At 45.8% G+C, this 24,448-nt stretch carries 23 protein-coding genes and 19 tRNA genes; 37 read left to right on the forward strand and 5 right to left on the reverse strand.

Translation table 11 applies throughout. From position 1 onward, the window contains the following. Positions 1-27 precede the first annotated feature (27 nt). From DCM90_RS00005 to DCM90_RS00095, 19 genes are all read left to right on the forward strand, one after another. A tRNA-Val gene (locus tag DCM90_RS00005) sits at positions 28-100 on the forward strand. 3 nt (positions 101-103) lie between these two features. Further along, a tRNA-Lys gene (locus DCM90_RS00010) sits at positions 104-176 on the forward strand. Positions 177-214: 38 nt separating this feature from the next. Next, a tRNA-Thr gene (locus DCM90_RS00015) sits at positions 215-287 on the forward strand. Between the two features lie 12 nt (positions 288-299). Beyond that, positions 300-371 (forward strand) — tRNA-Gly (locus DCM90_RS00020). A gap of 10 nt (positions 372-381) precedes the next feature. After that, a tRNA-Leu gene (locus DCM90_RS00025) sits at positions 382-467 on the forward strand. Positions 468-481: 14 nt separating this feature from the next. Next, a tRNA-Arg gene (locus DCM90_RS00030) sits at positions 482-555 on the forward strand. Between the two features lie 4 nt (positions 556-559). Beyond that, a tRNA-Pro gene (locus tag DCM90_RS00035) sits at positions 560-633 on the forward strand. 28 nt (positions 634-661) lie between these two features. After that, positions 662-735 (forward strand) — tRNA-Met (locus DCM90_RS00040). Between the two features lie 18 nt (positions 736-753). After that, positions 754-827 (forward strand) — tRNA-Ile (locus DCM90_RS00045). Between the two features lie 30 nt (positions 828-857). Continuing rightward, positions 858-947, forward strand: a tRNA-Ser gene (locus DCM90_RS00050). 9 nt (positions 948-956) lie between these two features. After that, positions 957-1,030, forward strand: a tRNA-Met gene (locus tag DCM90_RS00055). A 2-nt stretch (positions 1,031-1,032) separates the two neighbouring features. Beyond that, a tRNA-Asp gene (locus DCM90_RS00060) sits at positions 1,033-1,107 on the forward strand. Between the two features lie 4 nt (positions 1,108-1,111). Further along, positions 1,112-1,184, forward strand: a tRNA-Phe gene (locus DCM90_RS00065). 19 nt (positions 1,185-1,203) lie between these two features. Then, a tRNA-Gly gene (locus DCM90_RS00070) sits at positions 1,204-1,274 on the forward strand. A 10-nt stretch (positions 1,275-1,284) separates the two neighbouring features. Next, positions 1,285-1,358, forward strand: a tRNA-Ile gene (locus tag DCM90_RS00075). A gap of 12 nt (positions 1,359-1,370) precedes the next feature. Next, positions 1,371-1,458: transfer RNA gene (locus DCM90_RS00080), tRNA-Ser, on the forward strand. 8 nt (positions 1,459-1,466) lie between these two features. Then, positions 1,467-1,538 (forward strand) — tRNA-Glu (locus tag DCM90_RS00085). 36 nt (positions 1,539-1,574) lie between these two features. Next, positions 1,575-1,648, forward strand: a tRNA-Met gene (locus tag DCM90_RS00090). 2 nt (positions 1,649-1,650) lie between these two features. Then, a tRNA-Asp gene (locus tag DCM90_RS00095) sits at positions 1,651-1,725 on the forward strand. Between the two features lie 84 nt (positions 1,726-1,809). Here DCM90_RS00095 and DCM90_RS00100 read toward each other — a convergent pair. Together DCM90_RS00100 and DCM90_RS00105 are read right to left on the reverse strand one after the other, a co-directional pair. Then, complete coding sequence (locus tag DCM90_RS00100; RefSeq protein WP_109249327.1) at positions 1,810-3,036, reverse strand: DUF2075 domain-containing protein; 1,227 nt, start codon at positions 3,034-3,036, stop codon at positions 1,810-1,812. Between the two features lie 111 nt (positions 3,037-3,147). Continuing rightward, positions 3,148-3,645, reverse strand: a complete 498-nt coding sequence (locus tag DCM90_RS00105) for a hypothetical protein (protein ID WP_109249328.1) — start codon at positions 3,643-3,645, stop codon at positions 3,148-3,150. A 127-nt stretch (positions 3,646-3,772) separates the two neighbouring features. On the opposite strand from DCM90_RS00105, the gene DCM90_RS00110 reads away from it, so the two are divergent. The 5 genes from DCM90_RS00110 (at position 3,773) to pepF (ending at position 9,186) form a co-directional block, all read left to right on the forward strand. After that, positions 3,773-4,516, forward strand: a complete 744-nt coding sequence (locus DCM90_RS00110) for an MBL fold metallo-hydrolase (protein ID WP_109249329.1) — start codon at positions 3,773-3,775, stop codon at positions 4,514-4,516. 228 nt (positions 4,517-4,744) lie between these two features. Next, complete coding sequence (spxA, locus tag DCM90_RS00115; RefSeq protein WP_109249330.1) at positions 4,745-5,149, forward strand: transcriptional regulator SpxA; 405 nt, start codon at positions 4,745-4,747, stop codon at positions 5,147-5,149. 226 nt (positions 5,150-5,375) lie between these two features. Continuing rightward, positions 5,376-6,083, forward strand: a complete 708-nt coding sequence (locus DCM90_RS00120; RefSeq protein ID WP_109249331.1) for an adaptor protein MecA — start codon at positions 5,376-5,378, stop codon at positions 6,081-6,083. 116 nt (positions 6,084-6,199) lie between these two features. Further along, complete coding sequence (locus DCM90_RS00125; protein WP_109249332.1) at positions 6,200-7,306, forward strand: competence protein CoiA; 1,107 nt, start codon at positions 6,200-6,202, stop codon at positions 7,304-7,306. Positions 7,307-7,374: 68 nt separating this feature from the next. Then, positions 7,375-9,186, forward strand: coding sequence for an oligoendopeptidase F (gene pepF / locus DCM90_RS00130; protein ID WP_109249333.1), 1,812 nt, complete (start codon positions 7,375-7,377; stop codon positions 9,184-9,186). Between the two features lie 38 nt (positions 9,187-9,224). Here pepF and DCM90_RS00135 read toward each other — a convergent pair whose 3' ends face one another. Continuing rightward, the gene (locus tag DCM90_RS00135) at positions 9,225-9,878 is read right to left on the reverse strand and encodes a DsbA family protein (protein ID WP_109249334.1); all 654 of its coding nucleotides are present in this window, start codon (positions 9,876-9,878) and stop codon (positions 9,225-9,227) included. Positions 9,879-10,257: 379 nt separating this feature from the next. Here DCM90_RS00135 and yjbM point away from each other — a divergent pair, with 379 nt between their 5' ends. From yjbM to DCM90_RS00150, 3 genes are read left to right on the forward strand one after another with little or no spacing between them, the layout of a single operon-like run. Continuing rightward, positions 10,258-10,920 (forward strand): GTP diphosphokinase, encoded by a 663-nt coding sequence (yjbM, locus tag DCM90_RS00140; protein ID WP_109249335.1) that lies wholly within the window; start codon positions 10,258-10,260, stop codon positions 10,918-10,920. A gap of 2 nt (positions 10,921-10,922) precedes the next feature. Next, positions 10,923-11,729, forward strand: coding sequence for an NAD kinase (locus DCM90_RS00145; protein ID WP_109249336.1), 807 nt, complete (start codon positions 10,923-10,925; stop codon positions 11,727-11,729). Then, positions 11,726-12,637, forward strand: a complete 912-nt coding sequence (locus tag DCM90_RS00150; protein WP_109249337.1) for an RluA family pseudouridine synthase — start codon at positions 11,726-11,728, stop codon at positions 12,635-12,637. The genes DCM90_RS00145 and DCM90_RS00150 overlap by 4 nt, the downstream gene beginning before the upstream one ends. Positions 12,638-12,795: 158 nt before the next feature. Here DCM90_RS00150 and DCM90_RS00155 read toward each other — a convergent pair whose 3' ends face one another. Beyond that, the gene (locus DCM90_RS00155; protein ID WP_109249338.1) at positions 12,796-13,425 is read right to left on the reverse strand and encodes a copper homeostasis protein CutC; all 630 of its coding nucleotides are present in this window, start codon (positions 13,423-13,425) and stop codon (positions 12,796-12,798) included. 78 nt (positions 13,426-13,503) lie between these two features. On the opposite strand from DCM90_RS00155, the gene DCM90_RS00160 reads away from it, so the two are divergent. From DCM90_RS00160 to DCM90_RS00175, 4 genes are all read left to right on the forward strand, one after another. Next, the gene (locus DCM90_RS00160) at positions 13,504-14,679 is read left to right on the forward strand and encodes an AI-2E family transporter (protein WP_109249339.1); all 1,176 of its coding nucleotides are present in this window, start codon (positions 13,504-13,506) and stop codon (positions 14,677-14,679) included. Then, a complete protein-coding gene (locus DCM90_RS00165; RefSeq protein WP_109249340.1) occupies positions 14,676-15,527 on the forward strand; it encodes a methyltransferase domain-containing protein in 852 nt (283 codons plus the stop codon). The genes DCM90_RS00160 and DCM90_RS00165 overlap by 4 nt, the downstream gene beginning before the upstream one ends. 143 nt (positions 15,528-15,670) lie before the next feature. Beyond that, the gene (locus tag DCM90_RS00170) at positions 15,671-16,183 is read left to right on the forward strand and encodes a tRNA (cytidine(34)-2'-O)-methyltransferase (RefSeq protein WP_109249341.1); all 513 of its coding nucleotides are present in this window, start codon (positions 15,671-15,673) and stop codon (positions 16,181-16,183) included. 30 nt (positions 16,184-16,213) lie between these two features. Then, the gene (locus tag DCM90_RS00175) at positions 16,214-18,577 is read left to right on the forward strand and encodes a DNA translocase FtsK (protein ID WP_109249342.1); all 2,364 of its coding nucleotides are present in this window, start codon (positions 16,214-16,216) and stop codon (positions 18,575-18,577) included. A 57-nt stretch (positions 18,578-18,634) separates the two neighbouring features. Here DCM90_RS00175 and DCM90_RS00180 read toward each other — a convergent pair whose 3' ends face one another. Beyond that, positions 18,635-18,760 (reverse strand): DUF4044 domain-containing protein, encoded by a 126-nt coding sequence (locus tag DCM90_RS00180; protein ID WP_109249815.1) that lies wholly within the window; start codon positions 18,758-18,760, stop codon positions 18,635-18,637. A gap of 145 nt (positions 18,761-18,905) precedes the next feature. Between DCM90_RS00180 and DCM90_RS00185 the strand changes: the two genes are divergently transcribed. The 6 genes from DCM90_RS00185 to mraY all read left to right on the forward strand — a co-directional run bounded on the left by DCM90_RS00185 (position 18,906) and on the right by mraY (position 24,430). Continuing rightward, positions 18,906-19,256, forward strand: coding sequence for a DUF3397 family protein (locus DCM90_RS00185; protein WP_165815160.1), 351 nt, complete (start codon positions 18,906-18,908; stop codon positions 19,254-19,256). A gap of 211 nt (positions 19,257-19,467) precedes the next feature. Continuing rightward, positions 19,468-19,893, forward strand: coding sequence for a division/cell wall cluster transcriptional repressor MraZ (gene mraZ / locus DCM90_RS00190; RefSeq protein ID WP_109249344.1), 426 nt, complete (start codon positions 19,468-19,470; stop codon positions 19,891-19,893). 23 nt (positions 19,894-19,916) lie between these two features. After that, positions 19,917-20,861, forward strand: a complete 945-nt coding sequence (rsmH, locus tag DCM90_RS00195) for a 16S rRNA (cytosine(1402)-N(4))-methyltransferase RsmH (RefSeq protein WP_109249345.1) — start codon at positions 19,917-19,919, stop codon at positions 20,859-20,861. Positions 20,862-20,903: 42 nt separating this feature from the next. Continuing rightward, entirely contained in the window at positions 20,904-21,287 is a 384-nt protein-coding gene (ftsL, locus tag DCM90_RS00200; protein ID WP_109249346.1) for a cell division protein FtsL, read from the forward strand. Next, positions 21,284-23,440 carry a penicillin-binding transpeptidase domain-containing protein gene (locus DCM90_RS00205; protein WP_109249347.1) on the forward strand — a complete coding sequence of 719 codons (2,157 nt, stop codon included), beginning with the start codon at positions 21,284-21,286 and terminating at the stop codon, positions 23,438-23,440. The genes ftsL and DCM90_RS00205 overlap by 4 nt, the downstream gene beginning before the upstream one ends. A gap of 27 nt (positions 23,441-23,467) precedes the next feature. Continuing rightward, positions 23,468-24,430, forward strand: coding sequence for a phospho-N-acetylmuramoyl-pentapeptide-transferase (mraY, locus tag DCM90_RS00210; protein WP_109249348.1), 963 nt, complete (start codon positions 23,468-23,470; stop codon positions 24,428-24,430). The last annotated feature ends 18 nt before the right edge of the window (positions 24,431-24,448 follow it).

Below are 24,448 nucleotides of genomic sequence, written 5' to 3' on the forward strand. Positions count from 1 at the left end.
ATAGGACGTTGCCGCGCTCATATATTTGGAGGATTAGCTCAGTTGGGAGAGCATCTGCCTTACAAGCAGAGGGTCACAGGTTCGAGCCCTGTATCCTCCATATGAGCCGTTAGCTCAGTTGGTAGAGCATCTGACTTTTAATCAGAGGGTCGACGGTTCGAGCCCGTCACGGCTCATTACCCGAAGGGTAATGATGTAACATCACATCAACGATGCCGACTTAGCTCAGTTGGTAGAGCACCTGTCTTGTAAACAGGGGGTCGGAAGTTCGAATCTTCTAGTCGGCATTAATTTAATATGCGGAAGTAGTTCAGTGGTAGAACATCACCTTGCCATGGTGGGGGTCGCGGGTTCGAATCCCGTCTTCCGCTTTGTCAATCTGCCGGGGTGGCGGAATTGGCAGACGCACGGGACTTAAAATCCCGCGGTCAGTGATGACCGTACCGGTTCAAGCCCGGTCCTCGGCATATTAATTAAATACGCACCCATAGCGCAATTGGATAGAGTGTCTGACTACGAATCAGAAGGTTGTAGGTTCGACTCCTACTGGGTGCATTTTCGGGAAGTAGCTCAGCTTGGTAGAGCACCTGGTTTGGGACCAGGGGGTCGCAGGTTCGAATCCTGTCTTCCCGATAGAATGTTTTTGACATTTTATTTACATCGCGGTGTAGCTCAGCAGGTCAGAGCGTCCGGTTCATACCCGGGAGGTCGAGGGTTCGATTCCCCCTGCCGCGATTAGCTCTTGGACTACCTGGACCTTTAGCTCAGTTGGTTAGAGCAGACGGCTCATAACCGTCCGGTCGTAGGTTCGAGTCCTACAAGGTCCATCAGCTTTTATGTTATACTTATATTGTTACGGAGGATTACCCAAGTCTGGCTGAAGGGAACGGTCTTGAAAACCGTCAGGTGGGTCAAACCACGCGGGAGTTCGAATCTCCCATCCTCCTTTTTATTATCGCGGGGTGGAGCAGTCTGGTAGCTCGTCGGGCTCATAACCCGAAGGTCGTTGGTTCAAATCCAGCCCCCGCAATTGGTCCGTTGGTCTAGTTGGTTTAGGACGCCTGCCTGTCACGCAGGAGATCACGAGTTCGAGTCTCGTACGGACCGTTTTGGCTCGGTAGCTCAGTCGGTAGAGCAACGGATTGAAGCTCCGTGTGTCGGCGGTTCGATTCCGTCCCGCGCCATTGTTACTTAGTTTAATATGCGGGTGTAGTTTAGTGGTAAAACCACAGCCTTCCAAGCTGTTGTCGCGAGTTCGATTCTCGTCACCCGCTTAAGCAATATGGGCCTATAGCTCAGTTGGTTAGAGCGCACGCCTGATAAGCGTGAGGTCGATGGTTCGAGTCCATTTAGGCCCATTGTCACAATATGGAGACATACTCAAGTGGCTGAAGAGGTGCCCCTGCTAAGGGTATAGGTCGCGCAAGCGGCGCGAGAGTTCGAATCTCTCTGTCTCCGTTTTATATGACCCGTTGGTCAAGTGGTTAAGACACCGCCCTTTCACGGCGGTAACATGGGTTCAAATCCCGTACGGGTCATTTAACCAGTTTTTGGTTTTTATATTATTATATTATCGCGGGGTGGAGCAGTCTGGTAGCTCGTCGGGCTCATAACCCGAAGGTCGTTGGTTCAAATCCAGCCCCCGCAATTGGTCCGTTGGTCTAGTTGGTTTAGGACGCCTGCCTGTCACGCAGGAGATCACGAGTTCGAGTCTCGTACGGACCGTTACTAACACGTCATGTTGATGACGTGTTTTTTTGTGCCTACTAAAATTAAAAGCGTTCTAACTGAAGTTAGAACACTTTTTTTCTATATGGCCAAGTGACCGTTATTGTGAGATACAAGATACTGTTGGAGGTTAGCATCATGTGCAAATAGATAAAGGCCATGGACCCCACGTTTCATTAATACATTGATTGAATTAAACACCATCTGACATTGAATCTGACGAATTTGGGCGGGATCAGTGAGATCTTTCCGTTTTTTAAAGGCTTCAACGTCGGTAAATTGGTTGAGATCGATCTGAACTTGTTGATGTCGTAGGGTAACGGGTGGCCCTAAAATTAAGCCCACGTAGTTTAAATCAAAGCCTTGGCACGTGTAGATGGAGCCAACCTCATTAATTGTTTCGGGGATTTCGGCCCATGGAACGGTGGTGTAATTATACTGGTCCCATGGCAGGTGGAAATTGCCTTCGGTAACGTAATGTTTCCCGCCATCTAGGGTAGAGGGATAGCCAGAAGTGGATACAATGCGGGATAGCCCCACTTGTTTATTACGGACAACAATTGCTTGACGCATTTTTTCAGCATCGGTGTAAATTCGCAGATCAAAGTTTTCTCCCACCAATTTAGGAACGGGGGTTAGCTGACCCTGACAAAAATGGTTGATCCAAGTAATTAATTCATCATTCGCCGTCATTCTAAATTGTTGGGTTAACCGGTAAGCTTCATGGGGGTAGGGGGCAAGCAGTTTTATCAGTCGGGCCTCGCTCCACCAACTTTTCATTCGTAAGACTTGGGTCTCATCAAAGACCAGGACAATGACCTTGGCGTGGTGTAAGAGGGATTCTAACTGGTTCGTACCGTAAAAATTATTATAGTGATCTGGTTTCGAAAGTAAGAGGTGAGCTTCGTCAATGACAACGACGTCAGCAGATGTCCGGCCTTGCTCAAGTTGGTTAATGAGGGTGGTGGGACGTTCAAAATCCTTTTTTAAGAGGACCTTACTGGTTCCAGCAATATTGCGATAAACCTTTAAAACCTCGGGATGATTGACTAAAAAGTAATTTGTCGAGTGATAGAGTGGTGACTGAGGATCAGTTCGCGCCTGGGTTTGTATTTGTGAGAAGAGGTGGGAAAGGATAATGCTTTTTCCCGTCCCTGCATCACCTAGAACGGTGAAGATAGCGGGAGAATCCTGCTGTTTAAGGTGGTTCTTAATGAAGTGACTGATGCGGTTAACTAGTTGGTTTTGAACGTCCGATAAGGGGAGAAGTGGAGATAATTTATCGGTTGCTGCGTTTGATTTGGTCATCGGATAACTCCTTTTGTCCTGATTAAAGTTGATTTTCGGGTTAAAATGGCGTCACTATGCCAAAATAAAGGGACCCACAATTAACTGTGTGGATCCCTTACTTAATGGTGACTAGTCCGTTTCCTTTAGGGCGTGAAATTGGTAACCAGATTGGAAGTAATGGTAGTTAGTTTGCATGAATTGACTAAACTTAGCGTAGGAGTCGCTTCGCTGCCAGGTTGCAAATTCTTTATGACTTTCCCATAGGGTTAACAAACAAACCTTGGCGGTATTGGAATTATCAGCTAAACCATATAGTCCAATCATCCCATCGGGCATATTATTTGCCAAAGCGTTCACTTTGGCGGCAAAGATTTTGACATCGTCACCGGTAATATTGAAGTACATAAAGTTAAAGTAGCCGCGCCAGTCATTCTCACCACTATGGATCTTGACGTTGAAGACCGTTGGGTTTTTAAAAATTGTCGGCTCACCAGAGACATCCAGTAATTGCAACCCTTCAGTTTCGGTGGAAGATCGCAATAAAAGTAACTCGCGGTCAGGATTCTGAGTGATCAGTTTCTTTAAGATGGGTTCGGTACCGAACGTGACTGAAATTTGATTGATCATTTCTGTCCCTCCTCTTTCTTCACTTCCATTATAGAAGTTTATTTCCGAAATAGATAACGTTTACTCTAAGAATTTTTAAGGCTAAACTAAGGGTAACGAAAATATTATAAAAAGGGAAGTTATCTGAATGAAATTAACGGTACTTGGTTACTATGGGGGCTACCCGGCTAATCACGTTGGGACCAGCAGTTACTTATTAAGTAGTGGGGGATACCAACTGCTTTTAGACTGTGGCAGTGGGGCCCTCTTAAGTTTAGAGGAGCGGTTAGATCCGCTGCAACTCGACGCGGTTATTCTGTCACACTATCACCACGATCACACAGCTGATGTTGGGGTTCTTCAATATAATTGGCAGCTTGGGAAATCGGCAAAGAAAGAACCCGTTTTACCGATTTATGGTCCAACAAGTGACCCCTTAAACTTTGCGGCGTTGACTTGGCCGGAAGCAACAAGGGGAGTGGGGTATACAGCCGACAGTAAGCTTGATTTAGGCCCGTTCCAAGTGACTTTTTTAACAACCCATCATCCCGTTCCGGCGTACGCCATGAGGTTTGTTGAAAAGAAAACGCATCAGACGTTTGTTTTTACGTCGGATACGGCTTACTTTGAGGCGCTCATTGATTTTGCTCGGGGAGCCAATTTATTAATGACGGATACTAATTTTTTTGCGGATCATGTCGGACAGGCGTGGCATATGACTTCAACTCAGTCGGGGGAACTTGCAAAACGAGCTCAGGTCGATCGGCTGTTACTCACGCACCTGCCTCAGAATGGCAACTTAGATCAATTAGTGACGGAAGCCCAAACAGCTGCCGGGACCATTCCGGTTATTCGGGCAGAAAAATATCTTGAAGTGAACCTATCTGAATAATATGAATCTAATAATAAATAAAATTAAAAAATAAATTGTGCAAAATTGAATAGTAGACTTTAATTGGTGTTTTTGGCGTGTCTAAAGTATGAAAATAAACATATTGTTATATTATGTTTATTAAAAATGCTGGAATATTTTGTGAATTTCCTTCATTTTCAAACTTTATGGCGTATACTCTAAGGTGTTGAACGAACACCAAGTCATAATGGTTTAGGAGGAATTAAAATGACAGTACTCTTATATACATCTCCCAGCTGCACATCCTGCCGTAAAGCTCGTGAATGGTTGGATGAGCATGAAATTGATTACGTTGAAAAAAACATCTTTTTAGAACCACTATCAAATGAAGAGATTAAACGGATTTTACGTTTGACCGAAGACGGAACCGAGGAGATCATTTCCAAACGATCAAACGCCTACCAAAACTTAGATCGCGACATTAATGAAATGTCCTTAAAGGAACTTTATCAGTTGATTCATGATGAACCTGGAATTCTTCGGCGACCAATTATGACGGATAATAAGCGGCTCCAAGTGGGCTATAACGATGAAGAAATGGGCCGGTTTCTCCCACGCTACGTTCGGGTATTAGAACTTGAACGGGCCCGGAAGCTAGCCAATGATTTCTAATTTCCCGCAATTTAAGCGAGCAACTGAGATAAATAAGCAGACCAGCAAAGTTTGATTGCAACCAATTGAATTTTGCTGGTCTGCTTATTTAGTTCCTATTGAGGGATAATTTTGACGTTGTTGTCCCAGTTTCGGGCGAAAGTGACAAATTCTACTTTACAAGAAATTTAAAACCGTTAGAATAATAAACAGTATAAGGCGTAGTACGGGAAAAGAGGTGTTAGGCATGGAAATGGAACGCATTAATGAAAATACGATTCGGGTTTTGATTGGAAATGATGACTTGACGGCTCGGGGAATTACGGTTTTAGATCTGTTAGGGGATCACCAACAAATCGAAACGTTTTTTTATAGTATCTTAGATGAAGTTGATATTGATCATCAATTTCAAGAAAATGATGCCGTGACCTTTCAAGTGTTGCCCAATAAGGATGGGTTAGAGCTCTTTATTAGTAAAAATAATTTAGCCGGGGACTCTCAGCTGGATGACTTGGCCGATGCAACCGTTGATTTAGACCATCCAGATGAAGTGTCTGATCAACTTAAGCGTCAACTCATGCAGACTGATGGTGTTTCCACGCCCCATCATTTAGATGCAGACACAAATAATGTTGACGATTATCTGCAGGACGGTAAAACAGAACAGAAGAAATTTATCTTAAAGCTGGGTTCCTTTGAAAATATGGTGCAGCTCTCACGAATTCTATTTTTAGAGAATGGGGCGTCATCCCTATATTCTTATCAGAACGACTACTATTTAGAACTCATCTTCTTCGTTGCCGTAGCTTCTACGGACCGAATCAGGGCTGAATTAGCCATTGCATATGAATATGCGGATAAAACCAACGTAACGGAAGATGTTTTAAAGGAGCACGGGAAGAAAGTCATGGCTGATTCAGCTTTAGAACTGATCCGGCATTACTTTAACGATTAAGTTTCACCGAAAAGAACACAGAGTTAAGGCTAAAAACCGATTAACGAATCCTCAAGTTAGGGGCGTTAATCGGTTTTTTCGACAAAAAGGGAGTGAATTACGGATATTAGGTATGGATGGGGAGTGAGAAAATGTTTATTGCGGAATTTCACCAGCGATTGGTGGACGCAAAGGATGCTAAACCAAAGGAAGATTATTACTGTCCTGCCTGTCATGAACGGCTTATTTTACGGCGGGGGAAATGTTACCTCGCTCATTTTGCGCATCAACCTCATAGTCGTTGCTCGGTGTCTTCGGAGCCGGAATCCAGGGAACACCTACTAGGTAAACGTCAACTTGCCCATTTTGCCCGGGTGGCTAAGTTTCAACCGGTCTTTGAACGGGTCTATCCGGAATTTAATCAGCGGGCTGATGTTGTCCTTCCGCGGGCAACCAGGCCAGACCTTATCTTTGAATATCAGTGCAGTCCCATCAGCCATGCCAGCGTTTTAAAACGAACGTCCGGCTACGAAAATCATGGACTTCAAGTCCTGTGGCTCTTAGGCCCACGCTATCAGGTTAAACGGCTAAAACAAACGGTTCTAGAGCGGTTCGCCCGGTTTCATCCCGCCGTTGGCCTTTACTGTCTTTACTGGTCAACTCGTGAGCGGGGGATCATTATTCGTTATCATATCCGGGATAGAGGGGATGGCACGCTAACCTATATGACCCAAACTTGTCGTAGTTGGTCGACGTTCTGCCAGTTATTTAGGCGGGCTCACTCAGTTTCAGAGTGGCCAATTGATGCCACGCGATTTCGGCTGCGTCTTCAGCGCCAACTCTTTTCGGGAGATCGACGGTGGCAGGCCTTACAGCGGCAATGCTACCCGAAACACCTTAACCTCATTGGAATGCCAGACGCTGTTTTTACGCCCCTATTAACATCGTTACCGTTGACGGGAATTGGGGCCTACCTAACCCGAGCCCTCATTTTAGTTCAGCTAGCGGGCAATGAGCGCCTTACCAACCCGGAGTTCCAGCAGCTCATCGAACGGGCAAATGCCCTTGCTAAGCCCTATAATTACGTCCAACGTTCCGCCCGGTTAGGTGAACGACGGTGGCAGAAAATTGAGCTGCAATGGTTACTGCAGACCCGGTGTTTAAATGAAAAAGCCACCGGTTATTCGTGTCATTTACCGACTTGGTATACAGATTTTAACGATTGGTTTAAACAAACCGGCTAATTATTTCCGTGGTGGTTTTTAGCGTGGTACACTAAATTCAATGATGATAAGGAAACGGGGTTTAATGGATGAGTGATGTTCAGCAGCTACCAACGAGAAACGAAGTCCCAACCGAGTACCAGTGGGACTTAACAACCATTTTCAAAACTGATGAGGAATTTGAGTCAGCCTTTAAGGCTGTCCAAGGAGAAGCCGCCCGGGTGGCCGAATTAAAGGGCACCCTAACCAACGCAGAGCAACTATTGACGGGGGTTAAGGCCGTCTTTAGTTTGTATCGGCATTTAGAACGGGTTTACGTCTATGGTTCCTTGAAAAATGATCAGGATACCAGCAATGCTACCTATCAAGCCATGAATGCCCGGGTTAGTTCACTTGATGCGGAGGTTCAAACGGCAACCGCCTGGTTTGAACCAGAAGTCTTACAGATCGCAAAAGCTGATTTAGATCTGATGATCGCCCAAAACCCTGGTTTACAACTGTACCAACAGTTTTTTGATGAATTAGGCGAACAACGGGGACACGTTCTATCACCAGATCAAGAAAAATTATTGGCAGGGGCTGCAGATATCTTTGGCGCAAGTGCCACCACGTTTAGTGTTTTAACGGATGCTGACTTAACGTTTCCCGTCGTTCAGGATGACGAAGGCAATGATGTTCAGCTCACTGAAGGCGTCTACGAACGTTTAATTCAGTCCGTGAAACCCGAAGTCCGTGAAGGGGCGTTCAAGGCGCTTTACCGGGTTTATTCACAATTTCGGCATACCCTGGCCTCAACGTTGGCAAGTCAAGTAAAGGTCCACAATTACAGTGCTAAAGTTCGTCACTACGAGAGTGCCCGACAAGCCGCAATGAGTGCCAACCACGTTCCGGCTACCGTCTATGAGAGTTTAGTCCGGAGTGTTAATGACCATCTAGACTTACTGCACCGGTATGTCGACCTTAGAAAACAAATTTTGGGGTTGGATACGATGCATATGTGGGACTTATATACGCCAATTACCGGAAAACCGACCCTGAAGTTCACCTATGAAGAGGCCCAACAAAAGGCCCTGGAAGCCCTCGCCGTTTTGGGGCCGGACTATACTCATCATGTCCAAGAGGCCTTTGACCAAAGTTGGATTGATGTGGTTGAAAATAAGGGAAAACGTAGTGGAGCTTATTCAGGGGGGATGTACGATACCAATCCTTTCATCCTACTGAATTGGAATCAGGGGCTGGAAAGCCTCTACACGCTAGTCCACGAGATGGGTCACAGCATGCATAGCTATTATACCCGGCATAATCAGCCGTACGTTTACGGTGACTACTCCATCTTCGTAGCGGAAATTGCCTCAACAACCAACGAAAATTTGTTAACCGAACACCTATTGGCAACGGAGAAAGATCCAAAAGTTCGTGCGTATGTGTTAAACCACTACCTGGATGGTTTTAAGGGTACCGTATTCCGCCAAACTCAATTTGCAGAATTTGAAGATTATATTCACCGGCAGGACGCTGCAGGTCAGCCCCTGACTGCAGATAATATGAGTGATTTTTACGGACACCTAAACGAACGGTACTACGGTGACGGAGTGGTTTCAGATCCGCAAATCTTTGATGAGTGGGACCGGATTCCTCATTTTTACTATGATTATTACGTCTATCAATATGCAACTGGATTTGCTGCGGCAACGACGTTATCCGGTGAGATCCTGACGGGCCAGGCAGAAAAAGTATCGGCCTACCTTGATTACCTTAAAGCGGGGAGTTCAGATCTACCGCTTAACGTTATGAAGCGGGCAGGGGTAGATATGACCCAAACCGGCTATCTAGATAAAGCGTTTGAAACCTTTGAGAACCGGTTGAATGAATTTGAAACCTTAAGTCAACAGTTGAAGTAACAAAAAAGCCGCCCGTTATTAACGGACGGCTTTTAATGCTAGAGGCTCCTTAAGTTTGGAAAAGATTTACCTGTGCCAGCGTCGGCCGGCACCGAATGAACGGGGGCGTGAACGGTAATTCCCTGTTGTTCACAAACGTCTAGAAGTGCTTCGTAAGAAACGTCTTCCAGCAACAACCCGTAATCAGAAACTTCATAGTTATAAATAACGGCTGAAGGGGAGTGAACGACCTTCATTTCTGCTGCTAATTTTTGATCAGCGTGAAATGCCCGCTTAGCTAAATCTGAACGACGATCTTCCTTGAACATATCAAGATCTAGACCCACCTGGTTAGCAACTGAAACTGCTAGTTCCTCTGAATAGGGCTGGGTGTTGTTCATGATTTGATCTTGAAGGGCCATTAAAAATTCGCGGCCCTTTTTCTTACCCTGAAATAACGCAGCTTTGTAGTCCAAAATGATGTTGTAGTGAAGCTGAAACTGCCGGTTGCGCGTTGCCAAATCATTTTTATTTAAGGACAGTTGAATCATGGTGTCACTAACGATCTGCATATTCAAAAGGGGGATGAATTGAAATGAGACGTCTTCACTAAGGTGATGAACTAAATTAATAATGTTTTTTTCCGAGCTCAGGCATTTAGGGCTGAGGGGATTAATAAATAAATAAACTTCTAACAAAATGCTTCCTCCCATGTCCGCACAAATATCAAAAGTTGTCGACAATGACCCACAGTAGGCAAAGATCCAACAGATATAAGTCGTAAAAAGTTAAATTTGTGAAATTCGCCTAACAAGTTTGTTTAACGCACAAACTATAACTTTATCAACATTATAATGCAACTTTTTTGCAGGAAGGTAAAGCCATATGTTTAAATGTGTCTAATTGTTAATAAAATAGTTAAAATTTAAGACTTTTTGCGTTTTTGTGAGCCATATGGTTGATTTATTTATTGGGTAAATCTTCCGGGGTGGCAACCCAATCTCGTTTTGAACTATGGTAAAATTAATGGTGTCTGGTGACTAAATTGAGTAAAATGGATATAGTGAATGGAAATAGAAATGGGGTGTAGATATGATTCAAGATTGGGATCAGTTCTTGTTGCCGTATAAGCAAACTGTTGACGAATTAAAGGTAAAGCTGCGCGGCGTTCGACAAGAGTATTTAAATCAAAATCAGCGCTCCCCGATTGAGTTTGTAACTGGCCGGGTAAAACCGGTAGACAGCATTCAAGAAAAAATGCAACGGCGGCACGTTTCGGAAGAACGAATCGAACAGGATATGCAGGATATTGCGGGGCTCCGAATCATGTGCCAGTTCGTTGAAGACATTTACGAAGTGGTGGATATTTTACGACGCCGATCTGATATGACCATTTTAGAAGAACGTGATTACATTCATAATGAAAAGCCCAGTGGTTACCGGTCCTATCATATTGTGATTGAATATCCCGTGCAATTAGTAACGGGTGAAAAAAAGATTTTAGCGGAAATTCAAGTTCGAACGTTGGCGATGAATTTCTGGGCGACAATTGAACATTCATTAAATTATAAGTATCAGGGGGCGTTTCCTGAGACGCTTAGTCGTCGACTACAGCGAGCTGCCGAAGCAGCCTTTAAGCTGGATGAAGAAATGTCAGAAATTCGCGAAGAAATTTTAGAAGCACAGCCATCAATGGCAACTCAATTGCGGGGACCAAATGATTCTCAAGCAAGTCATAACGATCAGGAGGACTAATTATGCGGGTCGCGGTTTTTAGTAATAACGGCGAAGCCTCTCAACGGGTGGCCTTAGCGCTCCGCTCTGGGATAGTGGCACGGGGAATAACAATTGATGGACTGAATCCCGAAGTTGTCATTACCGTTGGTGGCGATGGGACACTTCTATCCGCCTTTCACCACTATAGTGACCTTTTGGATAAGGTTCGGTTTGTGGGAATACATACCGGCCACTTGGGATTTTACACGGACTGGCGAGACTATGAGGTTAACGAACTGATTGACAGCTTAGTTCATGACAACGGCCAGAGTGTTTCCTATCCCTTATTGGATATTCAGGTTAATTATGCGGATGGGATGGGTCAACCAGACCATGCACTGGCGTTAAATGAGTCAACCCTAAAAAAGGTTTCGGGGACGATGGTTGCTAACGTCTACATCAAAGATGAATTTTTTGAAAGTTTTCGTGGCGACGGCCTTTGTATCTCGACTCCCACGGGGTCAACAGCCTACAATAAATCAATTGGAGGCGCAATTTTAAACCCCCAGTTTAACGCTATTCAAATGTCAGAAATTTCGTCCATTAATAACAGGGTGTTTCGGACGTTAGGTTCTCCGCTCATTATTGCTTCTAATGAATGGATTCGGATTGAACCCGCTAATACGGTTAATAACATCTTAATGTGTGACCAGCTAATGGTTGAGGGCCGACCGGTAGAATCCATTATTTATCGGGTAGCCAAGCAGCGAATTTCCTTTGCGGCTTACCGGCATACTCACTTTTGGAAACGGGTTGAAGATTCTTTTATTGGGAGAGACGATGCATGACAACGTTCAATTGGGAAATGAAGGGCCCGTCGCGTGAACACGTGCGGACCTTTTTAACTGCTCACGGAATAACCCGGAGTTTTATGAAAAGAATTAAGTTTCACGGTGGAATCGTTCGAAAAAACGGACGGGAAGTTCGGGTTACCGATATGGTTGAAGCTGGAGATCACGTTCAACTCACGCTGCCGCCAGAACCTGATAATCCAAACGTTGCTGTCTCGCATATCCCACTTGAGGTCCTGTATGAAGATGACCACTTTTTGGTGGTAAACAAACCTGCGGGTGTGGCGTCAGTTCCGTCACACCTTTATCCGAATGATTCCTTGGCTAACCGGGTTAAGGGGCATTTGTTGAAAGAGGGCGCCGACAGTCACGTTACCCATATCGTTACCCGGTTAGACCGGGAGACTAGTGGGGCAGTCGTCTTCGCCAAACATCACTACGCCCATTCCATTTTGGATTGGCAATTAAAAAATCATGAACTATCTAAACGGTACGTCGCGGTAGCCGCCGGTCTGTTCCCTGAACGTCAGCTAATGATTAATCAGCCCATTGGTCGGCAGCCCGGGTCGTTTATTAAACGGATGGTTCGCCCGGATGGTCGGGAAGCTCAAACTCAGGTTCAGCGACTGGCGGCAAGTCAAACAGCCTCACTATTAGCCATCCAACTTCACACGGGGCGGACCCACCAAATTCGGGTGCACCTTGCCAATTTGGGATTTCCGTTGATCGGTGATTGGTTATATGGGACACAGACTGATCCCTATATTCACCGTCAAGCGCTACATTGTGCCCGAGTGTCATTTTATAGCCCGTTTGACCAGAAAAAGATTACGTGTTACGCTCCCTTACCTGCGGATTTGGCCAGTCTCATTAACCATGAGGTCTATCCAAGTCGGGTGAGATAATCGGGGACTTAACGCTTTGCTCATACTAAATAGCGGTAGAACTCAATCCGAGCGTCCTTACCCGGATAAGAGTTCTACCGCTATTTAGTGGTTCTGGAGATCCATGGCGTCAAATACCTAACGGACTTCCAATACTGGTCGATAATTAGTTGTAAGTACTAGTTGAAATCAATTAATTCGACGCCGTTAAACTGGTTTAAGTTCAGTTTTTGAGCGACATCATTTACCTCGGGTTCGGTTAATCCAGTTGGGACTAACGTGATATTAACGCTATCGGTTAGTCGGGCAGACGCCTGCCAATCAGTCAGGGCGTTCTCTGCGGCCGAACCGGAGGAAAGAATGCGATCAAATTGATGATCTGCCAGCCAGTCAACGGCTTCTCCGCGGTCTTGGGGCCGGATTATGTCAAAACCAGTCCCAAAGGTTAATTCCATTCCGTTGGCTGCTGCAATAAGGGTCTCAAGTCCCTCGGTGTCTAACGTATTATTTTGAGTTAGGGCGGAGAGTACGATCCCATCTACGCCCAATTCTTGGGCCTGAAAAATATCAGCTTCCATAATCTTAATTTCGGTATCGTTATAAATGAAGTTTCCCCCACGAGGGCGGATTAAAAGGTCTAAGTGAATTTGGTTCTCACGGGCATATCGGATGGCTTCACTCATGACACCACGACTGGTCGTGGTACCACCAACCGCTAAATTATCCGCAATTTCCACACGCTTAACGTCGGCTTGGGCCGCCCTTGGAAGGTAAGTATAGTTCTCAATAACGGGTTCTAAAATATTCATATCGGTCTTCCTTTCGTCTGTCAAACCTTGGGATGAGATATGGTACAATGAATCCCAGAACATTAAGGAGGGAAAGTTGTGAAGAACACATCAAACCGCCGTTCATGGTTCTGGAACTGGGTGGTCAATAACCGTCTTGTTTCAATTCTTACGGTAACGCTTCTTATTTTACTCATTTTATTGGTCTTAAGTAAAGTGAGTTGGTTATTTACCCCCGTTAAGTTAATTTTAGATGTCATTGGGCTACCCTTGATTATTGCGGGATTACTCTATTATCTGTTAAATCCGGTGGTCGATTGGGTTGAAAGAAAATGGCACGTTCAGCGAACGTGGACCATTCTCGGCCTCTTTTTAGTGGTAATTTTGTTTCTAATTTGGGGGATTACAAGTCTAATCCCGCTGGTTCAAAACCAACTCGTTGGGTTTATGAAGGATTGGCCGCATTATTGGCGTGAAATTTCACGCGAGGGAACGGTTTGGCTTCATGATAACCGGTTAAATGGCATTCGTGATCAACTTGAACAGTTAAACCGTGAAATAGAGGGTCAGGCTTCAAAAGCAACCTCATCTGCCTTACGGACAACGGTATCATCAGTCGGAACCGTTGTGAGTCGGATTACGTCCATCGTTGTGGCCTTAATTACTGCCCCCTTCATTTTGTTTTACCTCTTGCGTGACGGACATAAACTGCCAAACTACTTAGCTCAGTTGATTCCAACTCGTTCCCGTCACTCATTTGTTCGGGTATTAGTGGAAATGAATCAGCAGGTCTCTAACTACGTCCGGGGACAAATTATCGTGGCCTTTTGCGTTGGGGTCATGTTTTCCATTGGGTTTACGATCGTCGGGTTGCCCTTTGGTCTGATGCTGGGGATCTCGGCCGGAATTTTGAATTTAGTGCCGTACCTTGGTTCCTTCTTTGCCATGGTTCCAGTGGTCGTCATTGCACTTTTTATGTCACCGTGGATGTTGGTAAAGGTCCTCATTGTTTTTATGATTGAACAAACCATCGAAGGCCGGGTAATTTCCCCGTTAGTACTGGGTAGCTCGCTAAAAATTCATCCCTTAACGATTATGTTTATTCTATTGTTTTCCGGGAGTGCCTTCGGGGTTCCCGGTGTCATTCTGGGAATTCCCGGGTATGCCGTCCTAAAAGTAGTCTTTTCGGAATTTTTCGACTGGTATAAAGGATTTTCCGGGCTGTATGGCACACCTAAAACCGATAATCAGTCAACGGGGGAGGAACAAGCATGAAAAAGATCGACTACGCCCAGACCTTTTTAGAGCGGACCTTAAATTTATTTCGCTGTCCATCCTGTCAAGCAGAGGTAGTGACCGTTGCGAACCATACCCTGACTTGTGTCAACGGACATACCTTTGACTTGTCAAAAAAGGGGACCCTGTATTTATTTATGAAGCCGGCGGGAACCGAGTACGATGGAGACATGCTGGCGGCTAGGCGGCGAATGCTGCAGCGGGGGTTGTTTGATGGCATTGTTCAAGCGATGGTTCAAGCCATCCCTGAAACGGCTAAAACCTTGCTCGACGTCGGATGCGGCGAAGGGACCCCACTCGCGAAGCTCGTGAATTTATCACCCCAACTGAGTTCGGCCATTGGGTTTGATATCTCAAAACCGGGTATTGCACTGGCGAGTGATTACCAGGAACGGTTATTTTTCTGTGTGGCTGATCTAGCTAACGAACCGTTTGCGACCGGTCAATTTGACGTTGTAACGGACCTTTTTTCTCCGTCGGCCTACCAGGAATTTGAACGGGTTCTTACCCAGTCAGGGACCCTAATTAAGGTTATTCCGAACGCTAATTATCTGGGTGAACTGCGACGGTTACTGTTTGGATCGGACGACCCGCACCACGATTACAGTAATCAGCGGGTGCTTGACCTGTTTTTATCGCACTATCCGGATGCTGATGTGCGTCAGGTTGCGTATACCTTTCCACTTCAACCCGGGTGGTTTGATGACCTGTTAACGATGACGCCGCTGCATTGGGGAACCAATGCGGATCCTACGGGTGCCAAAAGTCGGGGACTATCTCAAATTACGGTGGATGTAACGGTTTTGGTGGCCCGTCCAAATGCTTAAAGTTGTGGCTCAATCAGGCAAGATGGCTGGTTGAGCCCTTTTACTAATCTTTGACCGTCCTTGTCAAAGGGGCGTTTGACCCGCTATAATGGGTTAATAAGAACGAACATGCGTTTTAACTGGAAGAGAAAAAGAGGATTAGAATGAAAAATCATATTGTATTATTTGAACCCTTAATGCCTGCTAACACAGGAAACATTGCCCGGACCTGTGCTGGAACGGATACGGTACTCGATTTAATTGAGCCGCTGGGCTTTTCAATTGACGATAAACACCTTAAACGGGCGGGCTTAGATTACTGGGACAAGGTAGAAGTGCACGTTCATGAGACTTTACCAGCATTTTTAAAAACGGTTCCTGATATGACCCGGTTGTACTTAGTTTCAAAGTTTGCCATGCAAGATTATACCGACGTTAACTATACGGAAGCCGGGGCAGACAGCTACTTCTTATTTGGAAAGGAGACCACAGGCCTTCCCGAAGGTTTTGAGCGCCAACATAGTGAACAGGCCATTCGTATTCCTCAAGATGACGATCATATTCGGGCCCTGAACCTTTCCAATAGTTGTGCCATCGTGATCTATGAGGTGTTAAGGCAGCAAGGGTTTCCTAATTTAGCTCGGACCCATAAGTACCCGATGGATAAGCTTAAATAATGGCAGGATATTAGGAAGGGAGCGGTGGTATTGGCCACAAAACGAAAACCAGCTGCACGAAAAACAACAACTAAGCGCCGGCGGTCAGCGGCAAAACGCAAAGCCAGATCGCAACCATTCCCGTATACGATCAACGTTATTGGCGCCGTGATCGGAGCACTTGCCGTTTTAGGAATTTTAAACTTAGGCTTTTTAGGAATGTTAGTCGCAAATTTAGGGCGAATTCTGGTCGGAGAAACCTATCAAGTCCTGTTAGTGATTGTGGGAGCCATGGGAGTGGCCTTAGCCTTCACTGGGACCATTCCGGTTATTAAACGCCGCTTTATTATAGGGGGCGCCATTGCTTACGTCGGATGGCTACTTTGGTTAGAAGCAACATTGTTTTTATCCGGTAATCAGCACGCCCACTTCTGGACCGTAACCTGGAACCGCCTGGCAAACAATTTAATCAGCGGGGCCCAAGGCCTGAACGTTGGCGGCGGTATGATTGGGGCGGGATTGTTGACCGTTACCAGTTTTCTCGTCGCAATTGCCGGATCGCTGGTGGTAGCCGCCTTGCTCATCCTATTAGGGGTAGCGATTTTTATGAATTTACCGCTCGAAACGTTAGCCAGTCAAGCTAAAGCGGGGGTGCAAAACCTAACCAAATTGGTCGGCCGGTTAGTTAGCGGTACGGTTACTGGAGTTCAAACGGCGGTAGCCAAGCAGCGGGACAAACGGGCCCAGTTAGCAGAAAAGCAGCCCGTCGCACAACCGGAAAAAGCGACTCAAAAACCGGCCAGTAAGCAGACCCTGGTGACACCAACAGAAAAGGAGCTGCCAACCCCAGTTCGGGAACGTGACAGTCACCAGCCTAAAAGCGAAGCGGAAGATTACCACATTACGGTGGCTTCCCAAACCTCAGCCGCAAGTGAAGCTCCGGTGGTAGAGGAACCCATCCTATCTGGGGTAGGGAATGATGATGATCCAAATTACCAGTTGCCTACCACCAGTTTGCTAACGGCCATTCCTAAGGAAGATCAAACTGAAGAATTTAATGCGATTAAGAATAACACCCAGGTATTACGGGATACCCTAGCAAGCTTTGGGGTGGATGCAGAGATTAAAAACGTCAGCTTAGGGCCATCGGTGACGGAATACGAACTGCACCCGGCCGTTGGGGTTAAAGTTTCTAAAATTGTGAATTTAGCTGATGACCTAGCGCTGGCCTTAGCTGCTAAGGATATTCGGATCGAGGCCCCAATTCCAGGGAAGTCGTTAATTGGAATTGAAGTTCCTAACCGGGAAGTGGCAACCGTTTCATTCCGGGATGTCTTCGAGTCTGCGCCCAAACATCCGGGCCAATTGTTAGACGTGCCATTAGGTCGGGATGTCTCCGGCCAGGTGATTATGATGGACTTAACCAAGATGCCCCACTTATTGATCGCAGGGTCGACCGGGAGTGGGAAGTCAGTCGCCATCAACGGTATCATTAGCAGTATTTTAATGCAGGCGAAACCAAATGAAGTTAAACTGATGCTGATTGACCCCAAAAAAGTTGAATTATCAATTTATAATGGGGTGCCGCACCTTCTTACGCCGGTTGTTTCGGAACCTAAAAAGGCGGCCAAAGCGCTACATAAAGTTGTTGCGGAAATGGAACACCGGTATGAATTGTTCGCCCAATGCGGTCAACGAAAAATTTCTGGGTATAACGACTACGTTAAGCAGGAAAACGCGAAGGATAATTTAGCGCGGCCGACTTTGCCCTATATCGTTGTGGTTGTTGATGAATTAGCCGATTTAATGATGACCGTTTCTAGTGAAGTTGAAGATGCCATCATTCGATTGGCGCAAATGGGCCGGGCGGCTGGGATTCATATGATCTTGGCCACTCAACGGCCGTCAGTTGATGTGATTACTGGTTTGATTAAGGCCAACGTTCCATCCCGGATTGCCTTTGCGGTTTCCAGTGGGATCGATTCGCGGACGATTTTAGACTCTAACGGGGCCGAAAAATTATTAGGGCGTGGTGATATGCTCTACTTGCCAATTGATCAAAACTCACCAGTTCGGGTTCAGGGCGCCTTTATATCCGATCAGGATGTGACAAGCATCGTTGATTTCATTAAGAGCGAGGAAACTGTGCATTATGATGAAGATATGATTGTGACCGACGAGGATATTTCAGCCGAGGAATCCTCAGAAGACCAGGATGACTTGTTTGATGAAGCGTTAGACTTCGTGATTGATCAACAAAAAGCAAGTACGTCGCTACTCCAGCGGCGGTTTAGAATTGGTTACAACCGGGCCGCCCGAATTATCGATGACTTAGAGCAGCGAGGGTACATTGGACCACAAGAGGGTAGTAAACCCCGGCAAGTCTATAAAGCGAAGCCGACCGAAGAGGACTAAAAAGGCCCTGCCTAAAATTAGCGCAGAGCCGGACATCAATAACTTAAGTTGTGATATTTAGGCTCCCAATAAGCCTAACGCTGAAAGAGCGGTGAAAATGAGGGATCCAAGGGTCGCAAGGATCATTAACCATACAAACACGTTGACGATCCGTTGGAAGGTCGACTTCTTTTTCTTTGCCAAGTTTGAGACACCACTTTTCATTAAGAGTCTCAATTAGTGTAACGTGTGTTTCCGATAATTGCAACGGACGGATAAATGAAATCTTGAGGTTGGGGTAGAAATGGCGGTTCTAATTCTTTAATGTGATCGAGGAGGAATGACAATTATGGCATGGTGGACACCAACCATTCAGGCAATCAGTTTTATTTTGATTTTTATTGTGGGGTGGGGGATCAAACGGTCGGATCGAATAAGCTGGCCGGCTGGATTATACCCCCTAGATTTACTCCCCCCGTTTCTATTGCTTGGCAGCCTAGTAATTTGGGTGGAGGCAAAGTTTCCCCCACTTTTCCCCATCCTGGTTATTATTTGGATGCTGATCGGGGTATTTCTAACGCTTTACGCTGGGTTTCGCAAGGGAGAAATCCTGATGGGCGCCTTTTTAAAGTCATTCTGGCGGATTTCAGACCTTTACCTATGGGCAATGTGGGTAAGTCTGGTCATTATGTATAGATAACGGGAATTAATCCATTATCATGCATTTATTAACCGTGAAAATAAATTATTATACAGATTCAAACAAGCTAGAAAAGCCCTTCGAACACACGTTCGAAGGGCTTTTCTAGCTTGTTTATTAAAATAAATAAAAATTCGGAAACGATGTGGTAGAAAGTGGGAGGGTGTGGTAAGCTTATACTATGAAATGCCAGTGAGGGGGCGGATACCCAGTGTTTATGGGCGAATTTAAACATTCGATCGATAGCAAGGGGCGTCTGATCATCCCCGCTAAGTTTCGCGAGCAATTAGGCAGCGAGTTTGTCGTGACCCGTGGAATGGATGGGTGTTTATTCGGGTACCCAATGAGTGCTTGGCATGATTTAGAGGATAAGCTAAATCAATTGCCGCTCAACAAAAAGGATGCCCGGGCATTTGTACGGTTTTTTTATTCGGCAGCAACGGAATGTCAAGTGGATAAGCAGGGACGGATTAACCTTCCTGAACCCCTAATTGATCATGCCGCAATTCAAAAGGGTTGCGTCATCGTTGGGGTAGCTGACCGGTTTGAAATCTGGAGCGAGGATCGTTGGGACTCATTCTCAAACGATGCTGAGGAAAACTTTGATGAAATTGCCGAAAACCTCTTGGATCTATAACATGTCAACGGAAAGGAGCTGCAATGGTCGAATTTAACCACACCACGGTTTTACTGCATGAAGCAGTTGCCGGTTTGAACATTAAACCCGATGGCCTCTACGTTGATTGTACTTTAGGTGGCGGAGGGCACAGTGAAGAAATTTTAAAGCAGCTCGGTTCCGGGCACCTGTACTCCTTTGATCAAGACCAAACGGCGATTGACTATAATCAGGAGCATTTGAAATCGTACGTTGGAGCCGGTCAGGTTACCTTTATCAAGAGCAACTTCCGAAACATCACCGATCGGCTAGCTGACCTCGGAATTTCCTCAGTTGATGGGATTTTATATGACTTAGGGGTCTCATCACCACAGTTTGATAATGCGGACCGGGGGTTTAGCTATCAGCACGATGCCCCGCTTGATATGCGAATGGATCAAAGTCAGGAATTAACGGCTTGGATCATTGTCAATGAATGGTCGTATTCCGATTTAATTCGAATTTTTTATCGGTACGGGGAAGAAAAATTTTCTAAACCAATTGCACGGCTGATTGAAAAGCGCCGTGCTACGGCCCCAATTGATACGACTGGTCAATTGGTTGAGGTGATTAAGGATGCCATCCCTGCGGCGGCGAGACGGCATGGCGGCCACCCTGCTAAGAAGGTCTTTCAAGCCATTCGGATTGCGGTAAACGACGAGGCCGGGGCCTTGGAGAGCTCATTAGAACAATCCCTTAACCTGATTAACACCGGGGGCCGGGTGAGCGTCATAACCTTCCAGTCGTTAGAAGATCGATTGGTAAAAACAATGTTTAAAGAAAAAACAAGTCTCCCGGATTTACCGCCTAACCTGCCAGTCATTCCGGACGGGTTAGAACCTGACTACCAGTTAGTCACTAAAAAACCCATCTCGCCATCTGAAGATGAGTTATCGGTCAATCACCGGGCACATAGCGCAAAGTTACGGATTATTGAAAAAATTAAGTAGCTTCATTAAAATTTAAAATGTTGAATAGGATGATGATAACAAATGGCGCAAAATAACCTTGCACAGCAGATTCCTGACTTTCAACCCGAACCCAAAAGTCGGTCCGTGGTTGCTCCTCTACATAAAAACCAATCCCTTACAAAGCCAGAGAAACTGCCAGTTTCTAAGTTTGAAAAATGTTTAATGGTCGTCTGCGGTTTAGTTTTGACGGTCTTGATGATTAGCATTGTTTCCGCTAAAATTGCCATGTCAGGTGCACAACGCAACCTGCAAGGAATGGCACAAGAGGTGACAACGCTTCAGGGTAAAAACAGCAATGCTCGCCAGCAAATCAGTGAATTACAAAGCAAGAGCCGGCTAGATACCGTTGCTAAACAAGAGGGCCTGTCATTATCAAACGAAAAAATAAGGAATGTTAATAAATGAAAGACCCAAATAAGCGACTGATGATTAATCAGCAATCCCGTAAGAACCGAAAGTACTTCGGTCAAATGTTGTTCTTCCTTTTTATCGGGGTATTTGCCATAATCATTTGTCGCTTTTCGTATATTTCAATAGGAAAAAAGGTTCAAAACGTTAACTTATCGGCCTCTGCGCAGAAGCTTTATACGGATAACACCACCCTGAAGGCTAAACGGGGGACCATCTACGACGATAACGGACAGGCGATCGCTGAAGATACGAGTGTATATTCCCTTTACGCAGTGTTAGATACAAGCCAAAAGTCGACCAATGGCAAAAAGTTGTACGTCACTGATAAGGCGAAGGCCGCCAAAGTTTTGGCCAAGTACTTACCCATGTCAGAAAAAAAGGCCCGTCAATATCTCTCGCCTAAGGGGAAACCCTTTCAGGTTGAGTTTGGGGCGGCCGGGCAAAACATCTCGTTAACCACTAAAAATAAGATCGAATCGTATCATCTTACCGGATTAGACTTTGTTCAGCAGGAAGCCCGTCTCTATCCTAACGGAGTGTTTGCCTCCCACATCATTGGGCAGGCGGACGCCACGAATACGCGTGAGGGGACCAAGTTAGTTGGAACGATGGGAATTGAAAAGGCCTTTAATTCTGAACTAACCGGAAAAAACGGTAAGAAAAAGGTCAGTCAGGATTCATACGGTTATCAACTGGCCAATACGAAGCAGGACTATAAGCCGGCTAAGGACGGCGATAATGTCTACACAACGTTAGACACACGGCTTCAGACGTTGCTTGAATCAGAAATGTCGTCCGTGTACAAACAGGTTCACCCTAAGTCAATGAATGCGGTGCTAATGAACGCACAGACGGGTGCAATTTTAGCGGCTAGCCAGCGGCCAACGTTTGATGCCCAAACGAAGGACGGTTTAAATTCAATTTGGCGGGATACCCTTGTCGAGGATGCCTACGAGCCCGGATCAACGATGAAAATTTTCACTATGGCGTCGTCAATTGATAGTGGCAACTATAACGGAAACGCGACCTACCAATCCGGAAAATACAAAATTGGTAATCAAACGGTTCCCGATTGGAATACGAACGGGTGGGGAACCATTAGTTACAATAAAGGGTTTGCGCTTTCCAGTAACGTCGCTATGGCTCACCTTGAACAGCAGATGGGGGCCAAGAAGTGGAAGGAATACATTGACCGGTTTAAGTTCCTTAAGAGCACGAACATTGGGCTGCCGAACGAAACGGCGGGAAGTATTGTCTTTAAACGCCCAATTGAACAGGCGGATACGGCGTTTGGCCAGGGGATTCAGGTCTCAGCCATGCAGATGATGCAGGCGTTGTCCGCCATCGGAAATAACGGGACCATGTTAAAGCCCTACTTAGTTAGCAAGGTGACTAATTCCGACGGCAAAACGGTTAAGCAGTACGGGAAACAGGTTGTTGGGCATCCCGTCTCGGCTAAGACGGCTAAGGAAGTTAGAAAACATATGGAAGACGTCGTTTACAAGAGTTATGGAATTGGAAGCGACTTTAAAATGTCCGGCTATAAGGTTGCAGCTAAAACTGGGACGGCCCAGGTTAGTAATGGGGCCTCCGGGTATCTAACGGGGGATAATAGCTATCTTTACTCCGTTGCTGCAATGGTTCCGGCGGATCACCCCAAGTACATTATGTACATTACAATGAAACAACCAACGTTAGGCGATAAATCGGCCACCAAGTTAACTTCTTCAATTATGAAACCGGTAATGGAACGGGCCCTATCAGAAGATGCAGCCTCAACGGCGACGGCTGACCAAGTGGCCACGGTGAAGATGCCAAATGTGACCGGCCTATCAAGTGCCAAAGCGGAAGACAAATTAAAGAAATTAAACGTGAAGGTGACAACGTTGGGATCGGGTAAGGTAATAACGAGTCAGCACCCCGCAACGGGAACTTCCCTGTATAAAAACCAGCGGATTTTATTGCAAACATCGGGCCAGGTGACCATGCCTAATATTAAGGGCTGGTCAAAGGGCGATGTCTTAAATCTTGCGGATATGGTTGGTTTGAAGGTTAAGGTCAGTGGGGACGGCTTCGTTCAGAAACAAAGTCTTTCTGCGGGGCAATCGCTCACCAAAAATGAGACATTAGTAGTAACATTAAAGTAGAATAAATGGGTAAGGAATGATTTTAGAATGTTAGATTGGATTGCACCGCTTCTTAGTTCATTGTTAGTGACGGCCATAGGAATGCCGTTTTTAATTCGCTACTTCCGTTCGCATCACGAAGGCCAGATGATTCGAGAAGAGGGGCCGTCTTGGCATGAAAAAAAGAGCGGAACACCAACTATGGGTGGCCTGATGTTTATCGCGGCCGATGTAATTGCCTGTTTATGGTATCCGCCGTTAGTTGGTTTAGAGACACCGTCACTTTTGATCCTATTATTTATCCTAGTCCTTTACGGTATTGTGGGGATGTGGGATGACAGCATCAAGCTCTTTCACCGCCAAAACGAAGGGCTAAAACCCTGGCAAAAGGCAACGGCTCAAGTCATCGGCGCCGTTTTATTCTACTTCGTATACGTTCACGAGGGGATGCCGTCTGCACTTCGGATTCCTGGCGTTGGTGACTGGCACCTAGGCGTATGGTACGCCCTATTTATCATTTTTTGGTTGGTCGGCTTTTCTAATGCGGTCAATCTTACGGATGGGTTGGACGGATTAGTCACAGGGTTAACTATCATTGCTTTTGGAGCATACGCCATTTTAGCCTACGCTCAGCATCAGTACGACGTCATGATTTTCTGTGCTGCCGTAGTGGGGGGAATGATCGGTTTCTTCCCCTATAACCATAAGCCGGCCAAGATTTTTATGGGTGATATGGGTTCACTGGCGCTAGGGGGAGCCTTAGCAGCCGTTTCAATTCTGCTTCACCACGAGCTTTCACTGCTATGGATTGGGATTGTGTTTGTTATTGAGACCGCCAGTGTGATCTTGCAGGTGGCTTCATTTAAATTAACCGGGAAACGGTTATTCTTAATGAGCCCAATTCACCACCACTTCGAAATGAAGGGCTGGAGTGAATGGCGGATTGACTATACATTCTGGGGTGTTGGTCTGTTTACAGCTATCACTGGATTGTGGGCCATGTTAAAGTAGAACTAAACGTTAAAAATT

The organism is Levilactobacillus bambusae, from assembly GCF_003124125.1.
Taxonomy (GTDB): domain Bacteria; phylum Bacillota; class Bacilli; order Lactobacillales; family Lactobacillaceae; genus Levilactobacillus; species Levilactobacillus bambusae.